24 protein-coding genes are annotated in these 23,397 nt (G+C 36.9%); 14 read left to right on the plus strand and 10 right to left on the minus strand.

The annotated features are described in order from the left end of the window. Positions 1–261: 261 nt before the first annotated feature. From AACL61_RS05985 to AACL61_RS06005, 5 genes are all read right to left on the minus strand, one after another. Positions 262–2,214 carry a sugar MFS transporter gene (locus tag AACL61_RS05985; RefSeq protein WP_085650352.1) on the minus strand — a complete coding sequence of 651 codons (1,953 nt, stop codon included), beginning with the start codon at positions 2,212–2,214 and terminating at the stop codon, positions 262–264. 177 nt (positions 2,215–2,391) lie between these two features. After that, positions 2,392–2,607, minus strand: coding sequence for a hypothetical protein (locus AACL61_RS05990; protein ID WP_003669860.1), 216 nt, complete (start codon positions 2,605–2,607; stop codon positions 2,392–2,394). A gap of 109 nt (positions 2,608–2,716) precedes the next feature. Beyond that, the gene (gndA, locus tag AACL61_RS05995) at positions 2,717–4,153 is read right to left on the minus strand and encodes an NADP-dependent phosphogluconate dehydrogenase (RefSeq protein ID WP_339111130.1); all 1,437 of its coding nucleotides are present in this window, start codon (positions 4,151–4,153) and stop codon (positions 2,717–2,719) included. Between the two features lie 143 nt (positions 4,154–4,296). Continuing rightward, a complete protein-coding gene (gene zwf, locus AACL61_RS06000) occupies positions 4,297–5,778 on the minus strand; it encodes a glucose-6-phosphate dehydrogenase (protein WP_102815873.1) in 1,482 nt (493 codons plus the stop codon). Positions 5,779–6,070: 292 nt separating this feature from the next. Continuing rightward, complete coding sequence (locus AACL61_RS06005; protein ID WP_102815874.1) at positions 6,071–7,249, minus strand: CynX/NimT family MFS transporter; 1,179 nt, start codon at positions 7,247–7,249, stop codon at positions 6,071–6,073. Between the two features lie 166 nt (positions 7,250–7,415). Here AACL61_RS06005 and AACL61_RS06010 point away from each other — a divergent pair, with 166 nt between their 5' ends. Continuing rightward, positions 7,416–7,841 carry a VOC family protein gene (locus AACL61_RS06010; RefSeq protein ID WP_003669866.1) on the plus strand — a complete coding sequence of 142 codons (426 nt, stop codon included), beginning with the start codon at positions 7,416–7,418 and terminating at the stop codon, positions 7,839–7,841. Positions 7,842–7,885: 44 nt separating this feature from the next. On the opposite strand, the gene nrdI is transcribed toward AACL61_RS06010, so the two are convergent. Together nrdI and AACL61_RS06020 are read right to left on the minus strand one after the other, a co-directional pair. Continuing rightward, a complete protein-coding gene (gene nrdI / locus AACL61_RS06015) occupies positions 7,886–8,353 on the minus strand; it encodes a class Ib ribonucleoside-diphosphate reductase assembly flavoprotein NrdI (RefSeq protein ID WP_102815875.1) in 468 nt (155 codons plus the stop codon). Between the two features lie 111 nt (positions 8,354–8,464). Further along, a complete protein-coding gene (locus AACL61_RS06020) occupies positions 8,465–9,808 on the minus strand; it encodes a hemolysin family protein (RefSeq protein ID WP_102815884.1) in 1,344 nt (447 codons plus the stop codon). A 157-nt stretch (positions 9,809–9,965) separates the two neighbouring features. On the opposite strand from AACL61_RS06020, the gene AACL61_RS06025 reads away from it, so the two are divergent. The 5 genes from AACL61_RS06025 to AACL61_RS06045 all read left to right on the plus strand — a co-directional run bounded on the left by AACL61_RS06025 (position 9,966) and on the right by AACL61_RS06045 (position 13,184). Then, the gene (locus tag AACL61_RS06025; protein WP_098035514.1) at positions 9,966–10,829 is read left to right on the plus strand and encodes a P-loop NTPase family protein; all 864 of its coding nucleotides are present in this window, start codon (positions 9,966–9,968) and stop codon (positions 10,827–10,829) included. 17 nt (positions 10,830–10,846) lie between these two features. Next, entirely contained in the window at positions 10,847–11,371 is a 525-nt protein-coding gene (locus tag AACL61_RS06030) for an NAD(P)H-binding protein (RefSeq protein WP_102815876.1), read from the plus strand. Then, entirely contained in the window at positions 11,334–11,915 is a 582-nt protein-coding gene (locus AACL61_RS06035; RefSeq protein WP_102815877.1) for a DUF1836 domain-containing protein, read from the plus strand. Before AACL61_RS06030 ends, AACL61_RS06035 begins: the two co-directional genes overlap by 38 nt. A gap of 67 nt (positions 11,916–11,982) precedes the next feature. Further along, a complete protein-coding gene (locus AACL61_RS06040; protein WP_003664931.1) occupies positions 11,983–12,435 on the plus strand; it encodes a MarR family winged helix-turn-helix transcriptional regulator in 453 nt (150 codons plus the stop codon). 23 nt (positions 12,436–12,458) lie between these two features. Continuing rightward, positions 12,459–13,184: a B3/B4 domain-containing protein gene (locus AACL61_RS06045; protein ID WP_102815878.1), complete on the plus strand. Its 726-nt coding sequence runs from the start codon at positions 12,459–12,461 to the stop codon at positions 13,182–13,184. 28 nt (positions 13,185–13,212) lie between these two features. Here AACL61_RS06045 and AACL61_RS06050 read toward each other — a convergent pair whose 3' ends face one another. Further along, complete coding sequence (locus tag AACL61_RS06050; protein WP_102815879.1) at positions 13,213–14,325, minus strand: AI-2E family transporter; 1,113 nt, start codon at positions 14,323–14,325, stop codon at positions 13,213–13,215. A 2-nt stretch (positions 14,326–14,327) separates the two neighbouring features. Further along, positions 14,328–15,167 carry a sugar phosphate isomerase/epimerase family protein gene (locus AACL61_RS06055; protein WP_102815880.1) on the minus strand — a complete coding sequence of 280 codons (840 nt, stop codon included), beginning with the start codon at positions 15,165–15,167 and terminating at the stop codon, positions 14,328–14,330. A 59-nt stretch (positions 15,168–15,226) separates the two neighbouring features. Between AACL61_RS06055 and AACL61_RS06060 the strand changes: the two genes are divergently transcribed. From AACL61_RS06060 to eutJ, 3 genes are all read left to right on the plus strand, one after another. Beyond that, entirely contained in the window at positions 15,227–16,183 is a 957-nt protein-coding gene (locus tag AACL61_RS06060) for a hypothetical protein (protein ID WP_102815881.1), read from the plus strand. 156 nt (positions 16,184–16,339) lie between these two features. Further along, complete coding sequence (locus AACL61_RS06065; protein WP_102815882.1) at positions 16,340–17,047, plus strand: MIP/aquaporin family protein; 708 nt, start codon at positions 16,340–16,342, stop codon at positions 17,045–17,047. A gap of 84 nt (positions 17,048–17,131) precedes the next feature. Beyond that, positions 17,132–17,965, plus strand: coding sequence for an ethanolamine utilization protein EutJ (eutJ, locus tag AACL61_RS06070; protein WP_102815883.1), 834 nt, complete (start codon positions 17,132–17,134; stop codon positions 17,963–17,965). A 39-nt stretch (positions 17,966–18,004) separates the two neighbouring features. Here eutJ and AACL61_RS06075 read toward each other — a convergent pair whose 3' ends face one another. After that, the gene (locus AACL61_RS06075; RefSeq protein WP_339111131.1) at positions 18,005–19,084 is read right to left on the minus strand and encodes a helix-turn-helix domain-containing protein; all 1,080 of its coding nucleotides are present in this window, start codon (positions 19,082–19,084) and stop codon (positions 18,005–18,007) included. A gap of 252 nt (positions 19,085–19,336) precedes the next feature. Between AACL61_RS06075 and AACL61_RS06080 the strand changes: the two genes are divergently transcribed. From AACL61_RS06080 to AACL61_RS06100, 5 genes are all read left to right on the plus strand, one after another. Then, entirely contained in the window at positions 19,337–19,618 is a 282-nt protein-coding gene (locus AACL61_RS06080) for a BMC domain-containing protein (RefSeq protein ID WP_102816774.1), read from the plus strand. Between the two features lie 97 nt (positions 19,619–19,715). Continuing rightward, positions 19,716–20,432, plus strand: a complete 717-nt coding sequence (gene pduB, locus AACL61_RS06085) for a propanediol utilization microcompartment protein PduB (RefSeq protein ID WP_102816773.1) — start codon at positions 19,716–19,718, stop codon at positions 20,430–20,432. Between the two features lie 24 nt (positions 20,433–20,456). After that, positions 20,457–22,133 carry a propanediol/glycerol family dehydratase large subunit gene (locus tag AACL61_RS06090; protein WP_102816772.1) on the plus strand — a complete coding sequence of 559 codons (1,677 nt, stop codon included), beginning with the start codon at positions 20,457–20,459 and terminating at the stop codon, positions 22,131–22,133. Between the two features lie 17 nt (positions 22,134–22,150). Further along, on the plus strand, positions 22,151–22,861 hold the full coding sequence (locus tag AACL61_RS06095; RefSeq protein WP_102816771.1) for a propanediol/glycerol family dehydratase medium subunit: 711 nt from the start codon (positions 22,151–22,153) through the stop codon (positions 22,859–22,861). Between the two features lie 12 nt (positions 22,862–22,873). Then, a complete protein-coding gene (locus AACL61_RS06100) occupies positions 22,874–23,389 on the plus strand; it encodes a diol dehydratase small subunit (protein ID WP_102816770.1) in 516 nt (171 codons plus the stop codon). Positions 23,390–23,397 lie beyond the last annotated feature (8 nt).

The following is a 23,397-nucleotide window of genomic DNA, read 5'->3' on the forward strand; positions in this document are numbered from 1 at the left end:
ATTTTTGAAGAAGAACCGGGTTGGTTTAGTATACTCTTCTTTTCTAAATATTTTTCTTGACTAATCGTAGGAAAAAGGAGTGGGACTAAACTCGCTTGCGAGTTTAGTCCCACCCCCCGCAAGGATGGCTAGGTGTTCTGGACGTTGATTTATCAACGTTCAGAATCCAGCCAGCTACTGCGTTCTGGCAGTTTATACTTTAAAATGGTAAAGAGGTTGGATTATTTTTCCAGCCTCTTTTTTAACAGAGAAGATATTTAATTACTTTTTAGTAACTTCCATGACGATATCAATAGTAGTTACCTTTTCACCAGCATCTTTCAATAATTTAATATCGAAGTCTTTACTGTTAGTAACTGTTACCATGACAGTATCATCAAGGCCAGCTTTCTTGATTGCCGGGTCCCAGAATTCCATTAATTCGTCACCTTTGTTAAAGTGTTGATCCTTATCAAAGTAACTAATGAATCCAGTACCACGAAGCTTAACAGTATCAATACCAACGTGGATCAGTAACATAATACCATTGTCAGATTCAAGCCCGATTGCGTGACGAGTAGAGAAAGTTGCTCGTACTGTTCCGCTAAATGGAGCAATTACTTTACCATCAGATGGTTTTATAGCGAATCCTTTACCCATGTTCCCAGAAGCAAAGTTTTCATCGTTAACGTCTTTTAAGTTAACAAGTGTACCGGCAACTGGTGATGTAATATCAGTAACGCCAGGTTGTGGGGTAGAAACAGATACTGTTTGAGGGTTGTCGCTGTCAGCATCTTCAAGGTGATCTCCCCAAGTCTTTTCAAGTTCAGCAACGATCTTGGCGTGCATCTTTTCATCAAGTTTAACCTTTTTTGCAAAGATAAATACACTAATGAGGATCAAGATAGCAGGGGCCAGGAACATTACTAGCTTAAACTTAGCAGCACCTGCAGCAGTAACTGTTGCTGCAGTGGCACCAGCAGTCATTCCAGCAATAATAGTAGTTGGTCCAATAATCCATCCAGAAACAGCACCAGCGAACTTATCTAGCAGTGGACGAACTGATAATGTAAGTGATTCGTCACGGTGTCCTAATTTTAATTGACCATATTCAACAGAATCAGTAATAGTCATTAAAACAACTAAAAATACTAATGGTTGTGGAATGAAGAATAATTCTGCACCAACTAAAACTAAAATGAGTGATTTACCAGCAAATGCAAAGATTAATAAGCCAAGGAAAAGTACTGAAACTGACCCGTAAAATAATTTACGCCGACTAATTTTACCAGTAAAGAGAGGGAAAGTAAGAACTGAAATAACACCAATAACAGTGTTTAATCCACCTAGAATAGAGAAAGCCTTTGAATCACCTAAAATATAAGTAAAGTAGTAAAGCTCCATACTGTTAACTAATGTGATTCCTGTTGTATAGAATAGATATGAGAGAGCTATAGCGAATAATTGGTCATTTTTGACAAGAATTTTATAAACGTCTTTTAGTTTAGTTTGTTCTTTGTTTTCACGAAGCAATGACTTTTCTTCATGAGTACCAAGCCCGACACCAACAGCAGTAATAGCAGCAACAGCAGCGGCAATTGCAGCAAAAATAAACCAACCACGATCATCACCGGTACCGCCATTTTGATTTGCTGAGAAGAATAAAACCATTGGCATAATAACAAAACCAACAATATTTCCTCCAACAGTAGAACCAACCCGTGCAAAAGTAGCTATTTTATCACGTTCATGTGAATCAAATGATAGCGCAGGAATCATTGACCAAAAGGCAACATCATTAAATGAATAGAAGATATCCATAATGATATATAAAATAGCAAAGATCAATAGGTATAGGTAAGGATTAGAAAGACTTAAACCGCCCATTGGGGTGAATAAGATGGCTAAAATAATTGCTGAAATGATTCCACCACCGACAACCCACGGCTTAAATTTACCCCAACGTGTGTTAGTACGATCAATTGCGTTTCCAATTAATGGGTCAACTAACAACTCCACAATTCGTAATACAGCGATAATTGATGTAACCCATAGAACCATGTGATTGTTGAATGCTTTGTTACTAGAATTGAATAAGTGTCCAGTAACATACATAATGAAATACGTTGAAAGTAAAGCATAAAAGACATCATGCCCGAAGGCTCCCATTGAATAGGCAAAACGGGAACGGGCAACATGCTGTTTACTTTTTGCAGTATCGATTTTTGTATCCATGTTAACTCCCCTTTTCTACAACAACATATAATAATATCTTACACGAATAATAGTAAGCGTTTTCATAGAAAAAGTCAATGCAATTTTAGTAAAGTTTTACGAAAAAGGAAGTAATATCAAAATAATTATTGGTTGAAAGCGATTGCTATAACTTGGGCCTGAATAGTTTCTAACCCATCAGCATTTAAAATTAATATACTTATTTACAAGGCGTTTATTTGCATGAAGATCGTTGACAAGAAAATCATGGATTGATGTAATGTTTATTCCAGCATGACGTAAATGGAGGATTGTCATCGTAATTGCTAACTGTTCTGTTTTAGCAGCCGAAAGAGTAGTAGGGGCTGTTTCGATGACACCTTGGTAATAGCCGCTCATAAATGTTTTATTCATTATACTCACCTCTATGCTAATCAAACCACGTTTCTATTTTCTTGTTAAGAAATTTAAAATAAAAAACGACCGAGAATAGATCTCAGTCGTTAAATCAAAATTTATTTGATTATTGTTCTTCGTACCAGCTGTAGTGGAAGTTACCAGGACGGTCAGTACGTTCGTAAGTGTGAGCACCGAAGTAATCACGTTGAGCTTGAAGCAAGTTAGCAGGAAGCACTTCTGAACGGTATGAGTCGTAGTAACTGATAGCAGCACTAAGTGAAGGAACAGGAATACCAGCCTTAACAGCAAGAGTAACAACGTCACGAGTTGCCTTTTGGTACTTCTTAGCAATATTCTTGAAGTAATCATCAAGAAGCAAGTTCTTCAAGTCTGGGTTCTTAGTGAAGGCATCAGTAATGTTTTGTAAGAATTGTGCACGAATAATGCATCCTGCACGCCAGATTTGAGCCAATTCACCATACTTAAGGTTCCAGTCGTAACGTTCGGAGTCGATCCGCATTTGTTCGAAACCTTGTGCGTAACTCATAAGCTTACCGAAGTAAAGAGCTTGACGTACCTTTTCAATCATTTCCTTCTTGTCGTCGATTGAAATAGCTTCAGTTTCAACAGGCAATTCCTTGCTTGCTTGTACACGTTCGTCCTTCATCATTGAAATGTAACGAGCGTAAACAGCTTCTGTAATAACTGATTGAGGAGCACCACCATCAAGGGCAGTCATTGAACTCCACTTACCAGTACCCTTGTTAGCACCACGGTCAAGGATCATGTCAACAATAGGCTTGTTCTTGTCGTCACCAAGGTCATCCTTACGAGTAAGGATATCAGCAGTAATATCAACAAGGTAACTGCTTAATTCACCCTTGTTCCATTCAGCAAAGGTCTTAGCAATGTCATCAACAGGCATCTTTAATACGTTACGCATGATGTTGTAACTTTCGTCGATTAATTCTTCATCACCGTATTCGATACCGTTGTGAACCATCTTAACATAGTGACCAGCACCATTTGGTCCAATGTAAGCAACACATGGCTTGCCATCTTCTTCAGCCTTAGCAGCAATCTTAGTAAGGATTGGAGCAACTAAGTCATAAGCTTCTTTTTGACCACCTGGCATAAGTGAAGGACCGTGAAGGGCACCTAATTCACCACCGGAAACACCCATTCCGATGAAGTTGATACCAGACTTGTCTAACTTAGCGTTACGAGCCATAGTATCGTGGAAGTTAGTGTTACCACCATCGATTAAAACATCACCCTTGTCAAGTAATGGCAATAATTCGTCGATAAGAGCATCAGTTGGCTTACCGGCCTTAACCATCATAAGAATCCGACGAGGCTTTTCTAGTGAGTCTACGAATTCCTTAACAGTGTAGCTAGGTACTAACTTCTTATCGCTGTGGTCACGCATCATATCGTCAGTACGGTTACGGTGACGGTTGTATACACCAACCGTGAAGCCACGACTTTCGATGTTTAGTGCAAGGTTCTTACCCATAACAGCTAAACCAACAACACCAATTTGTGCTTTTTGATCAGACATTAAAGTCACTCTCCTCAATACTTATGTAATATAATTCACAACCTCGATTATAACAAAAATTAAAGATAGTGCAAACGCTAAATATCAATTTTTATTATAAAAAAATAATTTACAGCAAGAATGCTATAAATTACTTTTATTAACTAATGATTTAAACGATAAACCCACTTACGTCCATCACGAGCCAAGAGTTCGTCAGAAGCTGCTGGACCCATGGAACCAGGAGTGTAGTTAGGGAATTGAGGCTTTTCAATATCCCAAAGCTTACGGATAACATCGACGAACTTCCATGCATAAGCAATTTCAGCCCATGAGGCAAAGTTTGTGTGGTCACCTTCAAGTGCATCATGGAAAAGACGTTCATATGGTTCTGGAGATTCCTTCTTATCAGAATCACTTTGCAAGAAGCGTAAATCAACAGGTTCTGTTGTGAAGCCTTGACCTGCGCGCTTAGCATTTAATTGGATTGCAAAACCTGAGTTAGGTTCAACAAAAATAGTTAATACGTTTGAGTTAAGGGATTGGTCACTTTCAGAACGTGGGTTAGCAAAGATATCGATTAATGGCTTCTTGAAGACAACATCAATACGAGTAAACTTGTCTGCTAACTTCTTACCAGTCCGAACGTAGAATGGTACACCAGACCAACGATAGTTATCAAACATTAACTTAGCAGCAACAAAGGTTTCAGTACCAGATTCTGGATCAACACCATCTTCATGACGGTAAGCGTTAGTTCCTTCTCCAGCATCATATTGTCCACGGACAAAGTTAGCAGCTGCTTCTGATGGCGTGTAGAGGCGAAGACTACGAAGAGCCTTAATCTTTTCAACTCGAACATCAGCATCAGTAAATGCAACTGGTTGTTCCATTGCTAATTGAGCAACGATTTGCATGATGTGGTTTTGCACCATATCACGTAATGCACCAGATTGGTCATAGTAACCGGCACGTTCTTCAACACCAAGCTTTTCACTTAAAGTTACTTGGATGTTATCAATGTAACGATTATTCCAGAGTGATTCAATCATGGTGTTACCAAAACGTAATGCTTGAATGTTTTGAACCATTTCCTTACCAAGGTAGTGGTCAATCCGGAAAATTTGATTTTCACTAAATGTTTGTGATAATTCATCGTTAAGCTTCTTAGCAGATTCAAAGTCACGACCAAATGGCTTTTCAATAACAAGACGGTTAAAGCCATTGTCAGTTAATAATCCTTGCTTCTTCAAGTTCAATGCAATAGTACCGAAGAATTGTGGTGCCATTGACATGTAGAAGAGACGGTTGCCTTCAGCGCCAAATTGTTCATCTAATTCGGCAAGGCGTTGCTTAAGGATTTTGTAATGTTCTGGTTTAGTAACATCATGTGACTTGTAGAAAAAGTGTTTTGAGAATGCTTCTGCTTGGTCATCCTCAGTTTCTGGAATGTTGCTAATAGATTCACGAACGATTTGTTGGAATTCTTCGTCAGTCAATGGACGACGGGAGGTTCCTAGTAATGCAAAATGGTCAGCTAGGTAACCCTTTTGATATAACTTGAACAAAGCAGTATAAAGTTTACGCTTTGCAAGGTCACCAGTCGCACCAAATAATGTAATGACAGCCTTATTTTCTGTAGCCAAAATGTTCACTCCTTCTGAAATTTCAGAAAATTCTTATACCGTGACAATTATATACTCTTAAAGCACAATCTGCACTATCAAAGGAAACGTTTTCTGAGAAGATGTCTTAGAAAATTAAAATGGACCACTACTGCTAAATGGCTTGTTGATTAGTCTTTGGCAAACGCTTATCAATTAATGGTCTAGATCAAAAAAACTTTTAAAAGAAATTTGGAATCGGTTATAATTATAGCTTATGAAAACAAAACTAACTAAAAAAGCTGGGAAAAATTCCGCAGCTTTGAAAGATATCTTAAACAAATTGTTTACGTTCTGCTATTACACCACAGACTGTGAAGAAGATAGCTGCAATAGCAATCACGATTAAACTTGCAAACCAATTATGTGTTTGTGAATAAAGGTTTCCAACAACGATAGGACCTAATGCAGAAATTAAGTATCCTACTGATTGGACCATTCCAGAAAGGTTTCGGGTATCGGCAGAACTCTTAGTCTTTAGTCCGAACAAGGTCATTGCAAGAACGAAAGTAGTAGTTGTACCGGCACCAAGAAATAGGGCAACAAATATATAGTAAACAAGAGAATTTACAGGGAAGAACATCATTCCAGTTCCAATTAAAGAAATGATTCCTGCAAATAGCATAATTGGTTGCCGATTTTTCATCTTAGTGGCAATCACTGGGATTACAAAGGCGAATGGCATTGATAATAGCTGTAGTAATCCAGCAACTAAACTTGCATTATCACTGCTTAATCCAGCGTCCATGGCAATTGTAGGTAACCAGGCAACGATACTATAGAATACGAAACATTGTCCCCCGAAGAATAAGAGTAACCACCATGCATTTGCATTTTTCCACATGTTAGTTCCACGCTCAGTAGAACTGCTTTCTTTAGTGGCACGTTGATTATAGCGTAAGTTTGGTACCCAGATAATTGCTGCAATTAAAGCAACAATACTAATAATGATAACAGCGGTTTGCCAACTAGTAGCATGGGTGATTGGAGTAATTGCGTAAGCGCCAATTGCAGCAAATAAAGTCATCGCGACATTATACATCCCGGTCACACTTCCGATTTGATTAGGAAGTGTGTCAGAAATAATCGCAGGTAATAAGACGTTAATACAAGTGATGGCAGCCCCGATTAATATTGTTCCGATCATTAACGAGGAGAAATTTAAAATTCGTAGGTAAGAACCAATAAACATTAAAATCATTGCTAATTCAATCGTTAGTTCATTACCAATTTTTTGAGCGAGTGCTGAAACTACTGATGATAATAATCCAAAACAAAGGAGGGGAATAGTGGTTAAAATTCCTAAGCTAGTAGTTTCTACATTAAAAGTTTGTGCAATATCTTTAATGACAGACGGTATTGCTGTAATCGGCATCCGCATACAGATCCCAAGGAAGAATAATCCAAGGATTAGAAGCGGACTATGTTTTTTGAGTTTTTTCAAAAAATCCATCCTTTCATCTTAAAATTAGCTTGATAATAGACTAGACAATTATATCATAATGGGGCCTTAGTTATGATTAATATACGGTTAGAAGTAGCTAATCCAATTGGAAGCTAGTTTGACGGAAAGCGATTCAAAATATATAATCAACAATGAATATTTTTGGAGGAACACTATGACGGCTATATACCCATACCTAACATTTGAGAATGCGAAGGAAGCAATGGCTTATTATGAACAAGACTTTGGCGCTCAGATTACATATCACGAGTCTCTGACAAAAGAGCAGGCGGAAAGTCTTGGATTACCAGTTGATCAATTGAACCAGACAACAATGCGTGGTGAATTTATGATTGCTGGACAAAAGATTATTTGTGCAGATGCAACGATGGGCAATCCCCAAACGTCTACACTAATTTCAATTTTACTCGATTTTGAAGAAGAGGAAGATAAAGCACGTGATTTGTTTAATCGTTTAGCAAAATCAGACAATCAACGTGTGACGGTACCATTTGGTGATTGGATCCTAAATAATGTAATGGGGCAGATTGTAGATAAGTATGGGATAACATGGCTGATAAGTGCTAATAAACAAGGCTAAAAATAAAAGCGACTTGGATTTCCAAGTCGCTTTTATTTTAGAAGTTAGGCGTTAACTTCGCTCCACCGTTTAGCTAAGATAGTATAAATTCGCTCAATATCTTGTGAAGTGCCTCGTAATTCATAGTCTGCGAGAAATGGTGCGTCAAAGTCTCGCGCGTATTTACGAGCAGTTAAGCAATATTGTTCGTTAAAATTCTTATTACCACTACCTACAACGCCGACACATTTTTCTGCGTTATCGTTGTAGGAAATATATTCACCTAATGCATTTGTCATAATTTCAGTGAAACCAGAATCGATCCCGTTACCACCATTTAAATATGTGGGTACGAAGGCAAAGAAGGGTTCTGTTTCATCGACAGGAAGCGTTTGATCGCTAACTTCTTTTAATTCAATAAGTGGACAATCTTCACTAATACTGTGCTGTTGTTTAGCATATCCCTGCATCCGCGTTAAGAAGGAACGGGTATTTCCCTCAAGCGAGATATAAATAATATTCATTGGTGCCATGTGAATTTCTTCCTTCTAGTTTAGATTTACTTTAATATTACAAAATTATTTTAGTAGAATTAAGTGTTAAATAAAAGGATAATTTTCTTATTGCTGCCAAAATGTAAAATTTTACTTTGATAAAGTGGTAACAATAAAACTATCAATATATGAATGACGATAATCTTGAATTTTTAACTCAAGGTTGGCTAGTTTGATCGTTTCTCCTTCATGAATATTATGATAATTATCTAACACATATCCTGATAAAGTTACTACATCGCTATCTTCAGAATCTTTAAGTTCAACATGGAAGAAGCGTTCAAAATCATAAATGGTCGTTTTTCCATCAATCCGGTATTGATTTTCATCAATTTTAGAAATCATGTTATCTGAAACCTTGTCGATCTCGTCTCTTACTGTTCCAAATAGTTCTTCATAAATGTCCTTGTCAGTAATAATTCCGCTAGTACCCCCATACTCATCAACAACGACTACCATGGGCACCCGAGTACTAATCATTAACTTAAGGACTTCGGTAATTGAGGTAGTCTCAGGAGTAGTAGGCATATGGCGAAGAACTTTTGCTAAAGATACATCTCCGTTGATTTGCTTTTGCCGAATTAGGTCGTAGTTAAAAACATAACCTAAAATCTTATCCTTATCATTATCAGCAACTACCGGTAAGCGGCTATATTTCGTCTTAAGATATAGTTTAATCGCGTCATTTACGGTTTTATTTATATCAATAACTGTTAATTGAGTACGATCGATCATAATATCTTTAGCAACCTTATCGTTAAAGTCAAAGGCTCGTTCCATATATAGCAAGTCATTGTGCTCAAGTTCACCGCCTTTAACAGCGTTTCGAGATAGGCTAATAATCTCACTTTGCGAAAGGACGTCTTGGCTCTCGTCAGCTGGCTTCATGCCTAACATTTTAACAATTCCGTTGGCAGAACTATTAAGCAACCAAACGAAAGGATAAAAAGTAATGTGAAAATAGTGCAGTGGGGTGGTAACGAACATCAGGGTCTTAATTGGAATATCAATACTGATGTTTTTGGGTACAATCTCTGTTAAAACTACTTCGAAATATGTTAGAAGAAGAACTCCCACAATGGCACTTACAACATGGATGACACTATTGTTTAGTGACCAGCTTGGTAACGAAAGTGCATCAGCTAAGAGTGCTTCAATCGTTCCTTCACCGACCCAACCGAGAATAATTCCACAAATTGAAACTCCTACTTGAGTGGTCGAAAGGTATTCTGTTAGATTGGTGACCATTTTGATTGCGCGGTTTATTTTGGTAGATGGTTTATCGCGCTTTGCTTGCATTTCTTCTAGGGCTGTTACCCGTGCTTGCACTAAAGCAAATTCGGCTGCCACAAAAAATGCCGCAAAGATAAATGTAATAATTATAATTACAAAATTAGTGAATAGTTGGCCCTCATTCAAAATAACATTCCTCATTTCGATTGATAAGTACAATTTATGTATATTATTTTACCATTCAAATAAGTCGTTATAAATTAAAGCATATTAAAAAGAAAGACATGTTTATTTCGTTCATTACCTAAAAAATGATAAGATTAGTAAAGGTAGATAGCTTAAGAAAAGAGGTTATATAGTGAGCAGTATTACAATTAATGATTTAGTCTATGATGCTAAATCAGGAGATCAATTAGATAACGTTTCATTAGAACTAAAGTCACCACAAGTAGTCGGAATTTGCAGTAACGATACAGGCGCAGCAACTGCATTAGAAGATTTATTATCTGTTCGTGGAAAAATCTTAAATGGGGATGTAACAATTAACGGGGTTCCATTCAAAAAATATAAGCGCCAAAGCAAAAATGAAATCGGCCGAATTGATGATGTGGTTTTAAAAGGAAAGACAGTGGCAAAAGCTGTTGACCACGCATTACGTCATCGTAAAAATGCTTTGAAGCCAAAACAAGCACTCCAAATGCTTAAATCATTGAAATTTGAACCTGATCAAATGATTGCTTCATTAAACGAGGCACAACAACTAGAACTGCGGATAGCACTTCTCCTTGCTTGGCAATGTCCAATCGTAATTTTGAGTGATGCCTTTGATGGCTTAGAGGAAAATAAACGGCAAATGATTGGTCACCTTGTTAAAGACTATGCTCAAAAGGTCGATGCCTTAGTGCTTTTCACAAGCAAAAATATTTCAACATTGATGCGGTTTGCTCATACTCTTTATTACTTTAATGGCAGTCATTTGACTTCTGCACGTGATTTGTCGATGAATGATGGAGTAGATTGTACTGTGACAGTAATAGGAACTGGTTTCCCAATCGACAATGCAGTAAAGTTAGGGGCACACATGTTGGAAGAAGCAGGTAATGAGACCCGTTTCCTTTTCACTGGAAATATTCAAACATTACTGCCATTACTAGAGCAAAGCACCATTACTGATGTCAGAATTGAAGATGCAACGATTGAAGATGAATTGATGGCTTACTAATAGATTTGGAGGTTGTGATGGGTCGGATAGTTTTTATTAGTCACCGGCATGACGATTTAGTACCAACTATTATCAAAAGGGTTCCAGAAGCAGTTGCTCTTACTAGTTTTAAATTTGAAATTCAGCGTGGGGATATATTATGTTGGCTTCCCACTGTTAATGAGTATGTAGATGATGAAGTCCAAGAGTTAGCCGAATTGATTGATCACTCACTGTTTTTACCGTCAAAAATAGTAATGCTTTCGATTGCAGGAACAGCAGATGATGCGACAAATCAGCAACTACAGAAATGGTATGGGCAACAGGCAACTCAGACTGTCCTTGCTCATCAATATGCGGTTAAAATGATTGATGAATTTGAGTTGCCCTATACTATTATTAGAGCTTTGCCAATTACTAATGAAGAAACTTCACTTAAGGTTGTTAGTGAAGGCAATCCTTTAGAAGGTAAAGAGATTGGATTAGGACAAGTAGCACAGATAATTGAACAGGCAGTTACTACCGATGATTTTCGGAATCAATCGATTGGAATTGCACCATAAGAAAGCAGGTTGTGATATGGATAAATTAGAAGAATATCAACGATGGCAAAATAATTTAGCACGGGTGCGGTTTCCACGATGGAAAGAATTACCTACACTAGGTTTATATGTTGACCAGGTGGTGGCGATTGTAAATGAACAATTAAATCATTTAGGAATTGAGCCACTTACAAAATCAATGGTAAATAATTATGTGAAAAAGAAAGTTATTCAAGCACCGATTAAGAAAAAGTATGCCGTTAACCAATTAGTAGATCTTTTGCTTATTGGATTGTTAAAATCGAATTTTTCACTGGATGATATTCGTGCAGGAATTGCTCAGGTTACTATGAATTCTTACCCGCAAGCTGCCTATGACCGCTTTGTTGAAATTTTGAATGCACTTTTAGCTGGAGAAGAAATTCCAAGCAATAATGTGATTAATACACAAAATGATCGCTTAATGACATTAGCACTGAAATCAATTTTATCGCGAATGGATGCAGCTCAATTATTAACAGCCATGCAAAAAGTTGCTCAGCCTGCGCCGTTGGAAAATAATTAAAGCTAATTATTTTGTTGCAATTACAACAAAAAGAACTTAATATTGTAGTTAAGGAGAATTTTTATCAATGATTGATATTTTACGTGAAATAGGGATGATTGATCGAGCACTCGATTCGATTGCCAATATTGAGTTCAAGCAAATCGACTTAGCACGTGGTCAATACCTGTATGTTGTTCGTATTTATGAGCATCCAGGAATTATTTCAGAACAATTATCAAACTTGATAAAAGTAGACCGAACAACGATTGCCCGTGCTGTAAAAAAGCTTGAAAAAAATGGCTTTATTGAAAGAAAAAGTGATCCAACGAATAAGAAAATTAAACGACTTTATGTTACTCAAAAAGGAAAAGAGATTTATCCTTTTATTATTCGTGAAAACCAATTTTCAAATAGTGAGGCATTGAAAGGCTTCTCGGAAAAAGAGGCTCAGCAGGTTCATGACTATCTAGTTCGTATCCGCCAAAATATTGATGGCGATTGGGATACCGTAAAGCATGGGGGCAAACGTCAATATTAATTTATAAAGAGGAGATTATTTTTATGAAGCAAGTGACGATTGATCCAAGTTTTTGGGAAATTTTTCCAGATGCACAGGTAAACATCTTGTTTGCAAATGGCATTGATAACCATGATACTGATGACAACTATGATGAACGAAAGAAGCTATTAGCAAATGCTACTCATGAGGCTGATAAGTTTCTAACCAATGAGACTTTTCGTTTGAATCCAGTTGTTGATCAATGGCGTCAAGCATTTCAACAATTTAAGAAAAAGAAAGGTGCGCGCTCATCAATTGAGGCCTTATTGAAGCGTGCCAATCAAGGACGGAAATTTGAACCAATTGAACCTCTTGTGGATGTCTACAATAGTATTTCTTTGAGCTACGGTGTTCCAGTGGGCATTGAAGATCGAAATAAGATTGCTGGCAACCTTCATCTTGGTGTTGCAAAAGGTGGCGAAGCATTTCGGCCAGTCGGTGCTGAAGAAGATGAACCTGCTTTGGCGGAGGAAGTTATTTATTATGACGATGAAGGTGCTGTTTGTCGTTGTCTAAATTGGCGTGAAGCTCAACGAACAATGTTGACAGAGGATTCTCAAAATGTAGTTGCAGTTATGGAAGCAATTAATCCAGAACAAATTGAACGCGCTAATGAAGCGATGGAAGAATTGAGTAAGTTAATTAACCAGTACTTTGGTGTAAATACATCGCAAGTTTATCGACTAACTAAGGACCAACCTGTTGCTGATGTTCCAGATAACTTATAAAAAAATGAGTGAAAAATGCTACGGTTTTTCACTCATTTTTTTGAATTGTTATTCTGTTTCTTGCATCAGCACTTAACAATTTATAAAGGGCTGCAAATAAAGGAACAGTGAACATCATTCCAAGAATTCCGGAAATTCCTCCACCAATAATAACTGCAGCAAATACCCATACACTTGGGAGACCAATTGATCTTCCAACAACTAGTGGATAGGTAATGCGGTTATCTAACTGTTGAAGGAGAATAATAAAGATCAAGAAAATACCGGCTTGAAGTGGAGAAACGGCGAAAATGATAATTACTCCGACACTCGCTCCAAGGATTGCCCCAATGATTGGAATTAATGCACCAAATGCAGTTACAACTCCGATCATTGAAGCATATGGCATTCGTAAGATCGTCATCCCAATAAAACACGAGATTCCAAGAATAGCGGCATCTTTACATTGCCCAACAATATAGTTACTGTAACTTTCATCAAAAACTTTCAGAACTTTAATTATTTGTGTCTGGTATCGGCTAAAGTATGTTGAAAGTAATTTAGTAAATTGACGTTGCAACATCTCTTTATAAATCAAGAGGTAGATTGAAAAGAAAAACGCAATAATTGCGGTTGTGGCAACTGAAAATACAGACGAGGCTGTTGAAATAACCGTCCGGAAAGTTCCACCAACACCAGATGTAAGGTATTTACCAATTTTATCCCATTGAATTTTACTGGTATCAAAGCTATTGATGAAGCCCTTAAAATCACTGCTATGTTCAAAGTAATCAATAAAATGGTTGATAATGTGACTATGATTTGCAATAAGTAGTTTTACACACGTAATAAGTTCGGGAATTACCAGAGCAAAGACGATGGTGATTATTAGGAGGATTGTTAAGTAGGACATTATTATTCCAACTGGCCGCCTGAATTTTTGCAAACTTGGTTTCTTAAATAAATGCGAGTAAAGGTATTCATACTGTCCTAATAATAGGTTAACGATATAGGCGACTATTCCTCCTATTAAAAGAGGCATGGTTGCCGAAAAAATTGTTTGGATAAATTTAGCAACAACTTCCCAGTAAGTGATTGCTAAGTAGAGGATAAATAGGGCTAATACTAAAGAAATATGACGGTGATTAATATATTGCTTCACGATTAAACTCCTCTATTATTAAGCTTTTGGTAAAGTTTAACTAAATAATTATGACTGTCAATTTGTTCACGACAATTATTTTGATCGTGTAAGTTAATTTCATAAATACTAGTAGCAGCTGGATTTAAGTGAGGCAAAACGTTAGCCCAGTCAATTTTACCGGTGCCGAGAGTAAGACTATCATGAGTTTCGCCCATTGAATCAACTAGGTGGTAATGAACGGTACGATCTTTTAAATGCGCTAGGGATACGGCCAATTTCTGATTATTCCCATGAAGTTCAATAAAACAATGGGATGTATCAAAGGCAAGTCGATAATCATGTGCAAGAATTTCATCTTCTTGAAGGGGATCGCCATAAGCAAAAACTGGCGCAATTGAGTTTTCAAACATGATATGCTCTCCACCAGCATCTGCAAAACGATCCAACCGCTGATAAACAGCATTTCGGGCGTCTTCTACACTAGGGTAGAGTGAAACAAAGTAACGTGACTCAGGACCAGCATAACCACCATGAACCAAAACTTGAACATCAAGATCATCAGCTAAATAAAGGAGCTTTTCAGTTGTAAATTCGATAAAGCGATATAGGTCGGGGTACTGCTTTTCAGGGGCCACTACTTCTGAATGATGATCCTGAAACTTCATTGGGTGATGTAGAACAATATTTTTAATTCCAGCATCTTTAACGTATTGAATAGCATCATAGAGGCGTTGGTAGCCTTCATCAGTAAAGTCATCAGCATTAGTATAAAATTCATAAATAGTAGGATTATACTGTAAGCGATCCTCAATTTGGCCTAGTTGACTGCTTCCTTTTAATCCTAATTGTGGTAAAAACATAAAAATTTACCTCCTAAAACTAACTACTATTTATCTTACCAGATTTTGAGCAATTTCTTATGGTAAGATACCATATTGAGGAGGTGTTTCACATGGAACAATGGTTGCCGCGTCAGCCATTAATCTTGACACCAACTATTCCATTGATGTGGACAGTGGGATGGCTTTGTACAATGTCAGCATATATTATTTTAGGTGGAGAACCCCCATCCCCAAATCAGTTGCAGGACTCTGTTTTACTGGTTTCAGCTGTCATTTTAGTGATGAATATGTATAACCTGATATTAATTTATCAACGAGCAGAAAAATATCGAAATCTGTCCCCTTATGCACCAAGGGCTTTGTTGTTAGCTATTGTTTTAATTATTTCGATTGTATTGGCCTGGGGACAGCCTAAAGTAGTATTAATTCCTAGCTATTTAAATATATGGGTCATGATATTTATCGTTTTAAATTGCTTGCAAGCTCTTTTGGGACAATTTTTTGCTCTCCTGGAACGACCGCAATCACGCCGAAGATTTGCTTCGATGTATTGGCCAATAGTAGTTTTATGCACTGCAGGGATTGTAACTCCACCAAGTTTAGAACTACACAATGGTTGGACTTTGCCGTTCATTATTAGTGATTGTATTTTACTCAGTTTCTTTATTGTAAGAAGTTGGCAAGAGATCCCGAGAATACTTATTAAGGTTCAGGCTAATAATAGTATTATCTATGAAATGTTAGTTGGAATTAACCTTGCAACAATAATTTCAACAGTGGTGAGTGGAGTCCTTTTTATTATTTTTAACTTTAATAATATCGAAATAAGCATCGTGGCAGCTTGCTTTACTCTTAGTCCAGCGATAAATGGAATTAGTGGATTAATAATAGGAGCAATGCAACGTTACAATAATGATTATCGATATGGACATGTTAAAGGACATCCGCAAAGATATATTTACTGTGGGATTTTCTTGGTGATTATTTTCATAGGACTAGGTTTTATTTTAAGAAAAGCTAATAATTTCTGGTAAGGAACATGATTTTTTTGTGTATTAATTTGTAAAATATTGCCGTTATTGAACAGTTAATACAATAAAGACAATAAAATGCATAATTAATGTGTTAGCATTATATGTATAGAAAGCGCATACAATTTGGGAATAATATAAAAAGGTTGGTGTTTAGACATGCATGGATTTATTGGAGAATTTTTTGGCACCATGGTTTTAATCCTATTAGGAGCAGGATGTTGTGCTGGTAATAGTTTGAATAAAACATATGGGAAACAAAGTGGTTGGTGGTTTATCTGTATTTCATGGGGCTTAGCAGTTACAACGGGAGTTTATGTTGCAGGATTTCTGGGTTCATTAGGGCACTTAAATCCCGCTGTAACAATTCCTTTTGCTATTTTTGGCTTATTCCCATGGAGTAACGTTATACCTTACTTACTTGGTCAATTTCTTGGTGCGTTTGTTGGTGCAGTATTAGTAATTATTCAATTCTATCCACAATTTAAAGCAACCCCAAATGAAGAGGAAGGAAATAATGTTGGTATTTTTGCTACTCGTCCAGCGATAAATAGTCCAATTTTTAACTTTTTCTCAGAAGTGATTGCGACCTTTGCATTTATTTTCATCTTATTAAATCTTGGTAACTTTACACAGGGATTGAAGCCATTTATCGTAGGAATGGTTATTGCAGTTGTTGGTACATGCCTCGGGACAACTACTGGCTTTGCATTAAACCCAGCTCGTGATTGGTCACCACGGTTAGCATATACTATTTTGCCAATTCCTAATAAGGGTGTTTCAGAATGGTGGTATGCATGGGTTCCAATGTGTGGCCCAATTGTTGGGGGCCTTCTTGCTTGTGCTTTACAAACGGCGCTAGTTTAGTGAACCTAGAGAAAAGGAGGCTAATTAATATAGCCTCTTTATTTAGTTTAAATAAAATATGAAATATCTCGTAGGAGAAGATTAATGAAAAAAGAATTTTTAAAAAGTAGTAATGAACAATTAAAAAAATTTGCCGAGATTGTTAATGGGGATAAGCCTTTACGTAAAGTTACGGCTGATGAAAGGCTAAAGGTCGGTGTAGATTTAGGAACTTCTTCAATTGTTTTAACAGTGCTGGATTCCAAAGATAAGATTGTATACGGAGCGTATGAATATGACCATGCAGTTCAAGATGGTATTGTAGTTAATTTCATGGAATCAGTTAATATTTTAAGACGCTTAAAAGAAAAAGCTGAGAAAGTATTAGGACGTGAACTTAAAACGGCATGTGGTGCTATTCCACCGAAGACAGGAGAGAAGAGTGCCAAAGTGGTTGCTAATGTTATCGAAGAGACAGGCTTGCTTTGTACAGGTGTTGAAGATGAACCGACAGCAGCTGCGAAGTTCTTAAGATTGTCAAATGGTACAGTTGTAGATATTGGAGGAGGAACAACTGGGATTAGTATTTTTAAAGATAACAAGCTCATCCATGTTATTGATGAAGCAACAGGTGGATTTCATATGACGCTTGTTCTTGGAGGAAGATATAAAATAAAAAATGATGAAGCAGAAAAATTAAAGCGTAACAAGAATAAAGAATCTGAAGTATATGCTGTTATTAAACCTGTAGTTGAGAAAATGGCAGCAATTGTTCAAAATATGGGAGTAGAAATTATTGATCCAGTAATAGTGGTAGGAGGTGCAACTAACTTTACTGAATTTACAACAACCTTTAGTAAAGATTTAAAGCGTAAAGTTTATAAACCGCTTTATCCTCAATTTGTTACGCCACTAGGGATTGCAATGTTTGATGATTAGAATAAATAAGAGGCTGGGCACCTCAACCTCTTTTTAATTTTAAATAATTTTTTCAGTATAAATCCATTGAATTACTGAACGATCAAATACATTAATCTCACTAGCTGGAATAATAGGTTGAGAACAATCTACTGTATAGACCCAACCTGCTTTATTACTAACATCATTCAGATCATTTATTGAATAGATATATGGATACCCATTTAAATCACGGGCTTTAAAGGAAATATCATTTTTATTGAAAAAATCTTTTGAGATTTCATAAACGGACTTATTTGAGCGCCATTGTAAATCTCTTGGAATAGTATAGATTTTCTTTATTGCGGAATTATGTTTTCGATACTTTGATGGTGTCATTCCTACTTTTTGCTTGAAAGTTTTAGTAAAGTAACTCGTCTGTGAAAAACCAACTTGATGAGCCAATTTATTAATTGGTGTATTTGAAAAAATTAATTTTTCTTGAGCAAGTGCAATTTTTTGTAGATTTATATAGTTAATAAAATTGTCATTAAAATAATTTTTAAAGATTCGACTTAAGTATGATGGTGAGAGATAAATCCTTTGAGAAACGTTTTCTAAAGTAAGCGATTTTTCTAAATTGGAATTAATGTATTTAAGCGCCATGGTTATATTTTTTTCAATATCACTTAGAGTACCATCATTTCTGTTATTAAGAATAGGAGGATTAGTAACGTTAGCTATTGAATCATCTCCAGAAATATTCAAAATCCCATTAAGGACTTTGATTAGTGAACTTAGCTTAGGAGCCTCGAATGGGGTAAGGACAGCTATGCAGTCATTGGAACTGTCAATAAAATTTTTGCAAGAAATTTCAATATATTTACTACATAAATCAATAGTGTCTGATTCTATATGTGATTCATCAAGAACAAAGAAACCACTTAAAGATGAACTTATAACTAGTGGAAAAACAAAGTAATTTTTAAAATCGAGTTTTCGTAAATGTTCAAGTGAAATATTTGAGTCAAAAAGAAGGGTGTTGCAATCAACAATTGCTCCGGTAATGCTTGTGAAAATTATATTATTATTGGTTATTTCCTGAAATGTTTTTGTTACCTTTTGAATGTCATTCAAGAATTTTGAAGAATATTCGTACATTTGAATTTCGCCTACTTTTTACCAAATTTTTAAGAAAGGTGCCGTTTACCTCTATATATTAGCATACATTTACACATAAAAACGCTTTCTTGTAAATTTTGTAATACATAATAATAAATTATTGTTCTTTTTAAGTATCATACATTTTTTAAGATAATATATCATAAATATCATGTTATAGAATTAACATGTACCAAATTGTAAGCGATTTCTCATTATCGCTATTTGTTTTTATACTTAGGAGGCATTCTTATGGGACAAGAAGCACTTGGTTTAATTGAAACCGAAGGACTTGTAGCTTCAATTGAAGCTGCTGACGCAATGGTAAAAGCTGCTAATGTTAAATTAATTGGTCAAGAAAAGATCGGTCATGGATTAGTAACGGTAATGGTTCGTGGAGATGTTGGAGCTGTTAAGGCTTCTGTTGACGCCGGAGTACAAGCTGCCGAAAATATTGGAGAAGTTGTTTCGAGTTACGTAATTCCTCGTCCTCAATCTGAAGTTGATAAGCTCTTACTACATCATGGAGAATAATTTATAAAAAATTAAAGCCCTTATACAGACGGCTAGGTACAGGAATCTGTATTAAGAACTTTATTGTTAAGAGCTTTTATAGTCAGGAGGAAAAATAATGAATGATTTTCTGAATTCTACTAGTACTGTACCAGAGTTTGTTGGTGCTAGCGAAATTGGAGATACAATTGGAATGGTAATTCCGAGAGTTGACCAACAACTATTAGATAAATTGCACGTTACAAAACAGTACAAGACTTTAGGTGTTTTGAGTGATCGTACTGGTGCTGGCCCACAAATTATGGCAATGGATGAAGGAATTAAGGCTACTAACATGGAATGTATTGATGTTGAATGGCCGCGAGATACTAAAGGTGGAGGAGGCCATGGATGTTTAATTATCATCGGTGGTGATGATCCAGCAGATGCGCGTCAAGCTATTCGGGTTGCACTTGATAATCTTCATCGTACATTTGGTGATGTTTATAACGCCAAAGCAGGTCATCTTGAATTGCAGTTTACGGCTCGTGCTGCAGGTGCTGCACATCTTGGATTAGGTGCAGTTGAAGGAAAAGCATTTGGCTTGATTTGTGGTTGTCCTTCCGGAATTGGTGTCGTAATGGGAGATAAGGCTTTAAAGACTGCTGGTGTTGAACCGCTTAACTTTACTTCACCAAGTCATGGTACAAGTTTCTCTAACGAAGGTTGCCTAACTATTACCGGTGACTCAGGGGCTGTTCGTCAAGCAGTTATGGCCGGACGTGAAGTAGGATTAAAGTTATTGTCACAGTTTGGTGAAGAACCAGTTAATGATTTCCCATCATACATTAAGTAGATCTAAAAGGAGGACTACTTTATTATGAAACGTCAAAAACGATTTGAAGAACTAGAAAAACGGCCGATTCATCAAGATACATTTGTCAAAGAATGGCCAGAAGAAGGTTTTGTTGCAATGATGGGGCCAAATGACCCTAAGCCCAGTGTAAAAGTTGAAAATGGTAAGATTGTAGAGATGGATGGTAAAAAGCTCGAAGATTTTGACTTGATTGACTTGTACATTGCTAAGTATGGAATCAATGTTGACAACGTTGAAAAAGTTATGAATATGGATTCTACCAAGATTGCACGGATGCTTGTCGATCCTAATGTTTCTCGTGATGAAATTATTGAAATTACATCAGCTTTGACTCCTGCTAAGGCTGAAGAGATCATTAGTAAGCTTGATTTTGGTGAAATGATTATGGCTATCAAGAAAATGCGTCCACGTCGTAAGCCTGATAATCAATGTCACGTTACCAATACTGTTGATAACCCGGTTCAAATTGCTGCTGATGCTGCTGATGCTGCCCTTCGTGGATTCCCTGAACAAGAAACCACGACAGCAGTGGCACGTTATGCACCGTTCAATGCTATTTCAATTTTAATTGGTGCACAAACAGGTCGTCCTGGTGTATTGACACAATGTTCTGTTGAAGAAGCTACTGAATTGCAATTAGGTATGCGTGGCTTTACCGCATATGCCGAAACCATTTCAGTTTACGGTACTGACCGTGTATTTACCGATGGTGACGATACTCCATGGTCTAAAGGATTCTTAGCATCATGTTATGCATCACGTGGTTTGAAGATGAGATTTACTTCAGGCGCCGGTTCAGAAGTCTTAATGGGTTACCCAGAAGGTAAATCGATGCTTTACCTTGAAGCTCGTTGTATTTTACTTACTAAAGCTTCAGGTGTTCAAGGGCTTCAAAATGGTGCCGTAAGTTGTATTGAAATTCCTGGTGCTGTTCCTAATGGTATTCGTGAAGTTCTTGGTGAAAACCTATTATGTATGATGTGTGACATCGAATGTGCTTCTGGTTGTGACCAAGCATATTCGCACTCCGATATGCGTCGGACTGAACGGTTTATTGGTCAATTTATTGCCGGTACTGACTACATCAACTCTGGTTACTCTTCAACCCCTAACTACGATAATACCTTCGCTGGTTCAAATACTGATGCTATGGACTACGATGATATGTATGTTATGGAACGTGACCTGGGTCAATATTATGGTATTCACCCTGTTAAGGAAGAAACCATTATTAAGGCACGTAACAAGGCAGCTAAGGCTCTTCAAGCAGTATTTGAAGATCTTGGATTACCAAAGATTACTGATGAAGAGGTCGAAGCAGCAACATATGCTAACACCCATGATGACATGCCAAAGCGGGATATGGTTGCAGATATGAAGGCTGCTCAAGATATGATGGATCGTGGAATTACTGCTATTGATATTATCAAGGCATTGTACAACCACGGATTTAAAGATGTCGCTGAAGCAATTTTGAATCTTCAAAAACAAAAAGTTGTTGGTGATTACCTTCAAACATCTTCTATTTTTGATAAAAATTGGAATGTCACTTCTGCTGTTAACGACGGAAATGATTATCAAGGACCAGGTACTGGATACCGTCTATATGAAGACAAGAAAGAATGGGATCGAATTAAAGACTTGCCATTCGCCCTTGATCCAGAGCACTTGGAACTTTAGAGAGGAGGTAATCTGCTATGGCTGATATTGATGAAAACTTATTACGTAAAATCGTTAAAGAAGTTTTAAGTGAAACTAATCAAATCGATACTAAAATTGACTTTGCTAAAAGTAATGGCAGCACTGTAACAGCAACTCAAGAGGTACAACAACCAAATAGTAAAGCTGTTCCAGAAAAGAAACTTGACTGGTTCCAACCAGTTGGAGAAGCAAAACCTGGATATTCTAAAGATGAAGTTGTAATTGCAGTTGGACCTGCATTCGCAACTGTTCTTGATAAGACGGAAACTGGTATTCCTCACAAAGAAGTGCTTCGTCAAGTTATTGCTGGTATTGAAGAAGAAGGACTTAAGGCGCGCGTAGTTAAAGTATATCGGAGTTCAGATGTAGCATTCTGTGCTGTCCAAGGTGATCACCTTTCTGGTTCAGGAATTGCTATTGGTATTCAATCAAAGGGTACGACAGTTATTCACCAAAAGGATCAAGACCCTCTTGGTAACCTTGAATTATTCCCACAAGCACCAGTGCTTACTCCCGAAACTTATCGTGCAATTGGTAAGAATGCTGCTATGTATGCGAAGGGTGAATCTCCAGAACCAGTTCCAGCTAAAAACGATCAACTTGCTCGTATTCACTATCAAGCTATTTCAGCAATTATGCATATTCGTGAAACCCACCAAGTTGTTGTTGGTAAGCCTGAAGAAGAAATTAAAGTTACGTTTGATTAAGGAGGCAGAATGATGAGTGAAGTTGATGATTTAGTAGCAAAGATCATGGCTCAAATGGGAAATGGTTCCTCTACTAATAGCTCTACAAGTACTTCAACTAAAAGTACTAGTAAAGAAATGACAGCAGACGATTACCCACTTTATCAAAAGCATCGTGATTTGGTAAAAACACCAAAAGGACATAATCTTGATGATATTAATTTACAAAAAGTAGTAAATAATCAAGTTGATCCTAAGGAATTACGGATTACACCAGAAGCCTTAAAACTTCAAGGTGAAATTGCAGCTAATGCTGGACGGCCAGCTATTCAAAAGAATCTTCAACGAGCTGCAGAATTAACACGAGTACCTGACGAACGTGTTCTTGAAATGTATGATGCATTGCGTCCTTTCCGTTCAACTAAGCAAGAGTTATTGGATATTGCAAAGGAATTACGGGATAAGTATGACGCTAATGTTTGTGCAGCATGGTTTGAAGAAGCTGCGGATTATTATGAAAGTCGAAAGAAGCTAAAAGGCGATAATTAAGCTTTTTA

It is taken from the genome of Limosilactobacillus reuteri subsp. porcinus, assembly GCF_036621895.1.
In the GTDB taxonomy this organism is placed as follows: domain Bacteria; phylum Bacillota; class Bacilli; order Lactobacillales; family Lactobacillaceae; genus Limosilactobacillus; species Limosilactobacillus reuteri_J.

Bases quoted from the DNA above. Each gene is read 5' to 3' on its own strand.
- AACL61_RS06095 (WP_102816771.1), top strand. From the start codon at position 22,151: ATGGCTGATATTGATGAAAACTTATTACGTAAAATCGTTAAAGAAGTT.
- AACL61_RS06020 (WP_102815884.1), bottom strand. From the start codon at position 9,808: ATGAGGAATGTTATTTTGAATGAGGGCCAACTATTCACTAATTTTGTA.
- AACL61_RS06090 (WP_102816772.1), top strand. From the start codon at position 20,457: ATGAAACGTCAAAAACGATTTGAAGAACTAGAAAAACGGCCGATTCAT.
- AACL61_RS06060 (WP_102815881.1), top strand. From the start codon at position 15,227: ATGGTAAGATACCATATTGAGGAGGTGTTTCACATGGAACAATGGTTG.
- gndA (WP_339111130.1), bottom strand. From the start codon at position 4,153: ATGTCTGATCAAAAAGCACAAATTGGTGTTGTTGGTTTAGCTGTTATG.
- AACL61_RS06005 (WP_102815874.1), bottom strand. From the start codon at position 7,249: ATGGATTTTTTGAAAAAACTCAAAAAACATAGTCCGCTTCTAATCCTT.
- eutJ (WP_102815883.1), top strand. From the start codon at position 17,132: ATGAAAAAAGAATTTTTAAAAAGTAGTAATGAACAATTAAAAAAATTT.
- AACL61_RS06100 (WP_102816770.1), top strand. From the start codon at position 22,874: ATGAGTGAAGTTGATGATTTAGTAGCAAAGATCATGGCTCAAATGGGA.
- AACL61_RS06010 (WP_003669866.1), top strand. From the start codon at position 7,416: ATGACGGCTATATACCCATACCTAACATTTGAGAATGCGAAGGAAGCA.
- AACL61_RS06065 (WP_102815882.1), top strand. From the start codon at position 16,340: ATGCATGGATTTATTGGAGAATTTTTTGGCACCATGGTTTTAATCCTA.
- nrdI (WP_102815875.1), bottom strand. From the start codon at position 8,353: ATGGCACCAATGAATATTATTTATATCTCGCTTGAGGGAAATACCCGT.
- AACL61_RS06080 (WP_102816774.1), top strand. From the start codon at position 19,337: ATGGGACAAGAAGCACTTGGTTTAATTGAAACCGAAGGACTTGTAGCT.
- AACL61_RS05990 (WP_003669860.1), bottom strand. From the start codon at position 2,607: ATGAATAAAACATTTATGAGCGGCTATTACCAAGGTGTCATCGAAACA.
- AACL61_RS06055 (WP_102815880.1), bottom strand. From the start codon at position 15,167: ATGTTTTTACCACAATTAGGATTAAAAGGAAGCAGTCAACTAGGCCAA.
- AACL61_RS06030 (WP_102815876.1), top strand. From the start codon at position 10,847: ATGGGTCGGATAGTTTTTATTAGTCACCGGCATGACGATTTAGTACCA.
- AACL61_RS06035 (WP_102815877.1), top strand. From the start codon at position 11,334: ATGATTTTCGGAATCAATCGATTGGAATTGCACCATAAGAAAGCAGGT.
- AACL61_RS06040 (WP_003664931.1), top strand. From the start codon at position 11,983: ATGATTGATATTTTACGTGAAATAGGGATGATTGATCGAGCACTCGAT.
- AACL61_RS06075 (WP_339111131.1), bottom strand. From the start codon at position 19,084: ATGTACGAATATTCTTCAAAATTCTTGAATGACATTCAAAAGGTAACA.
- AACL61_RS05985 (WP_085650352.1), bottom strand. From the start codon at position 2,214: ATGGATACAAAAATCGATACTGCAAAAAGTAAACAGCATGTTGCCCGT.
- AACL61_RS06045 (WP_102815878.1), top strand. From the start codon at position 12,459: ATGAAGCAAGTGACGATTGATCCAAGTTTTTGGGAAATTTTTCCAGAT.
- pduB (WP_102816773.1), top strand. From the start codon at position 19,716: ATGAATGATTTTCTGAATTCTACTAGTACTGTACCAGAGTTTGTTGGT.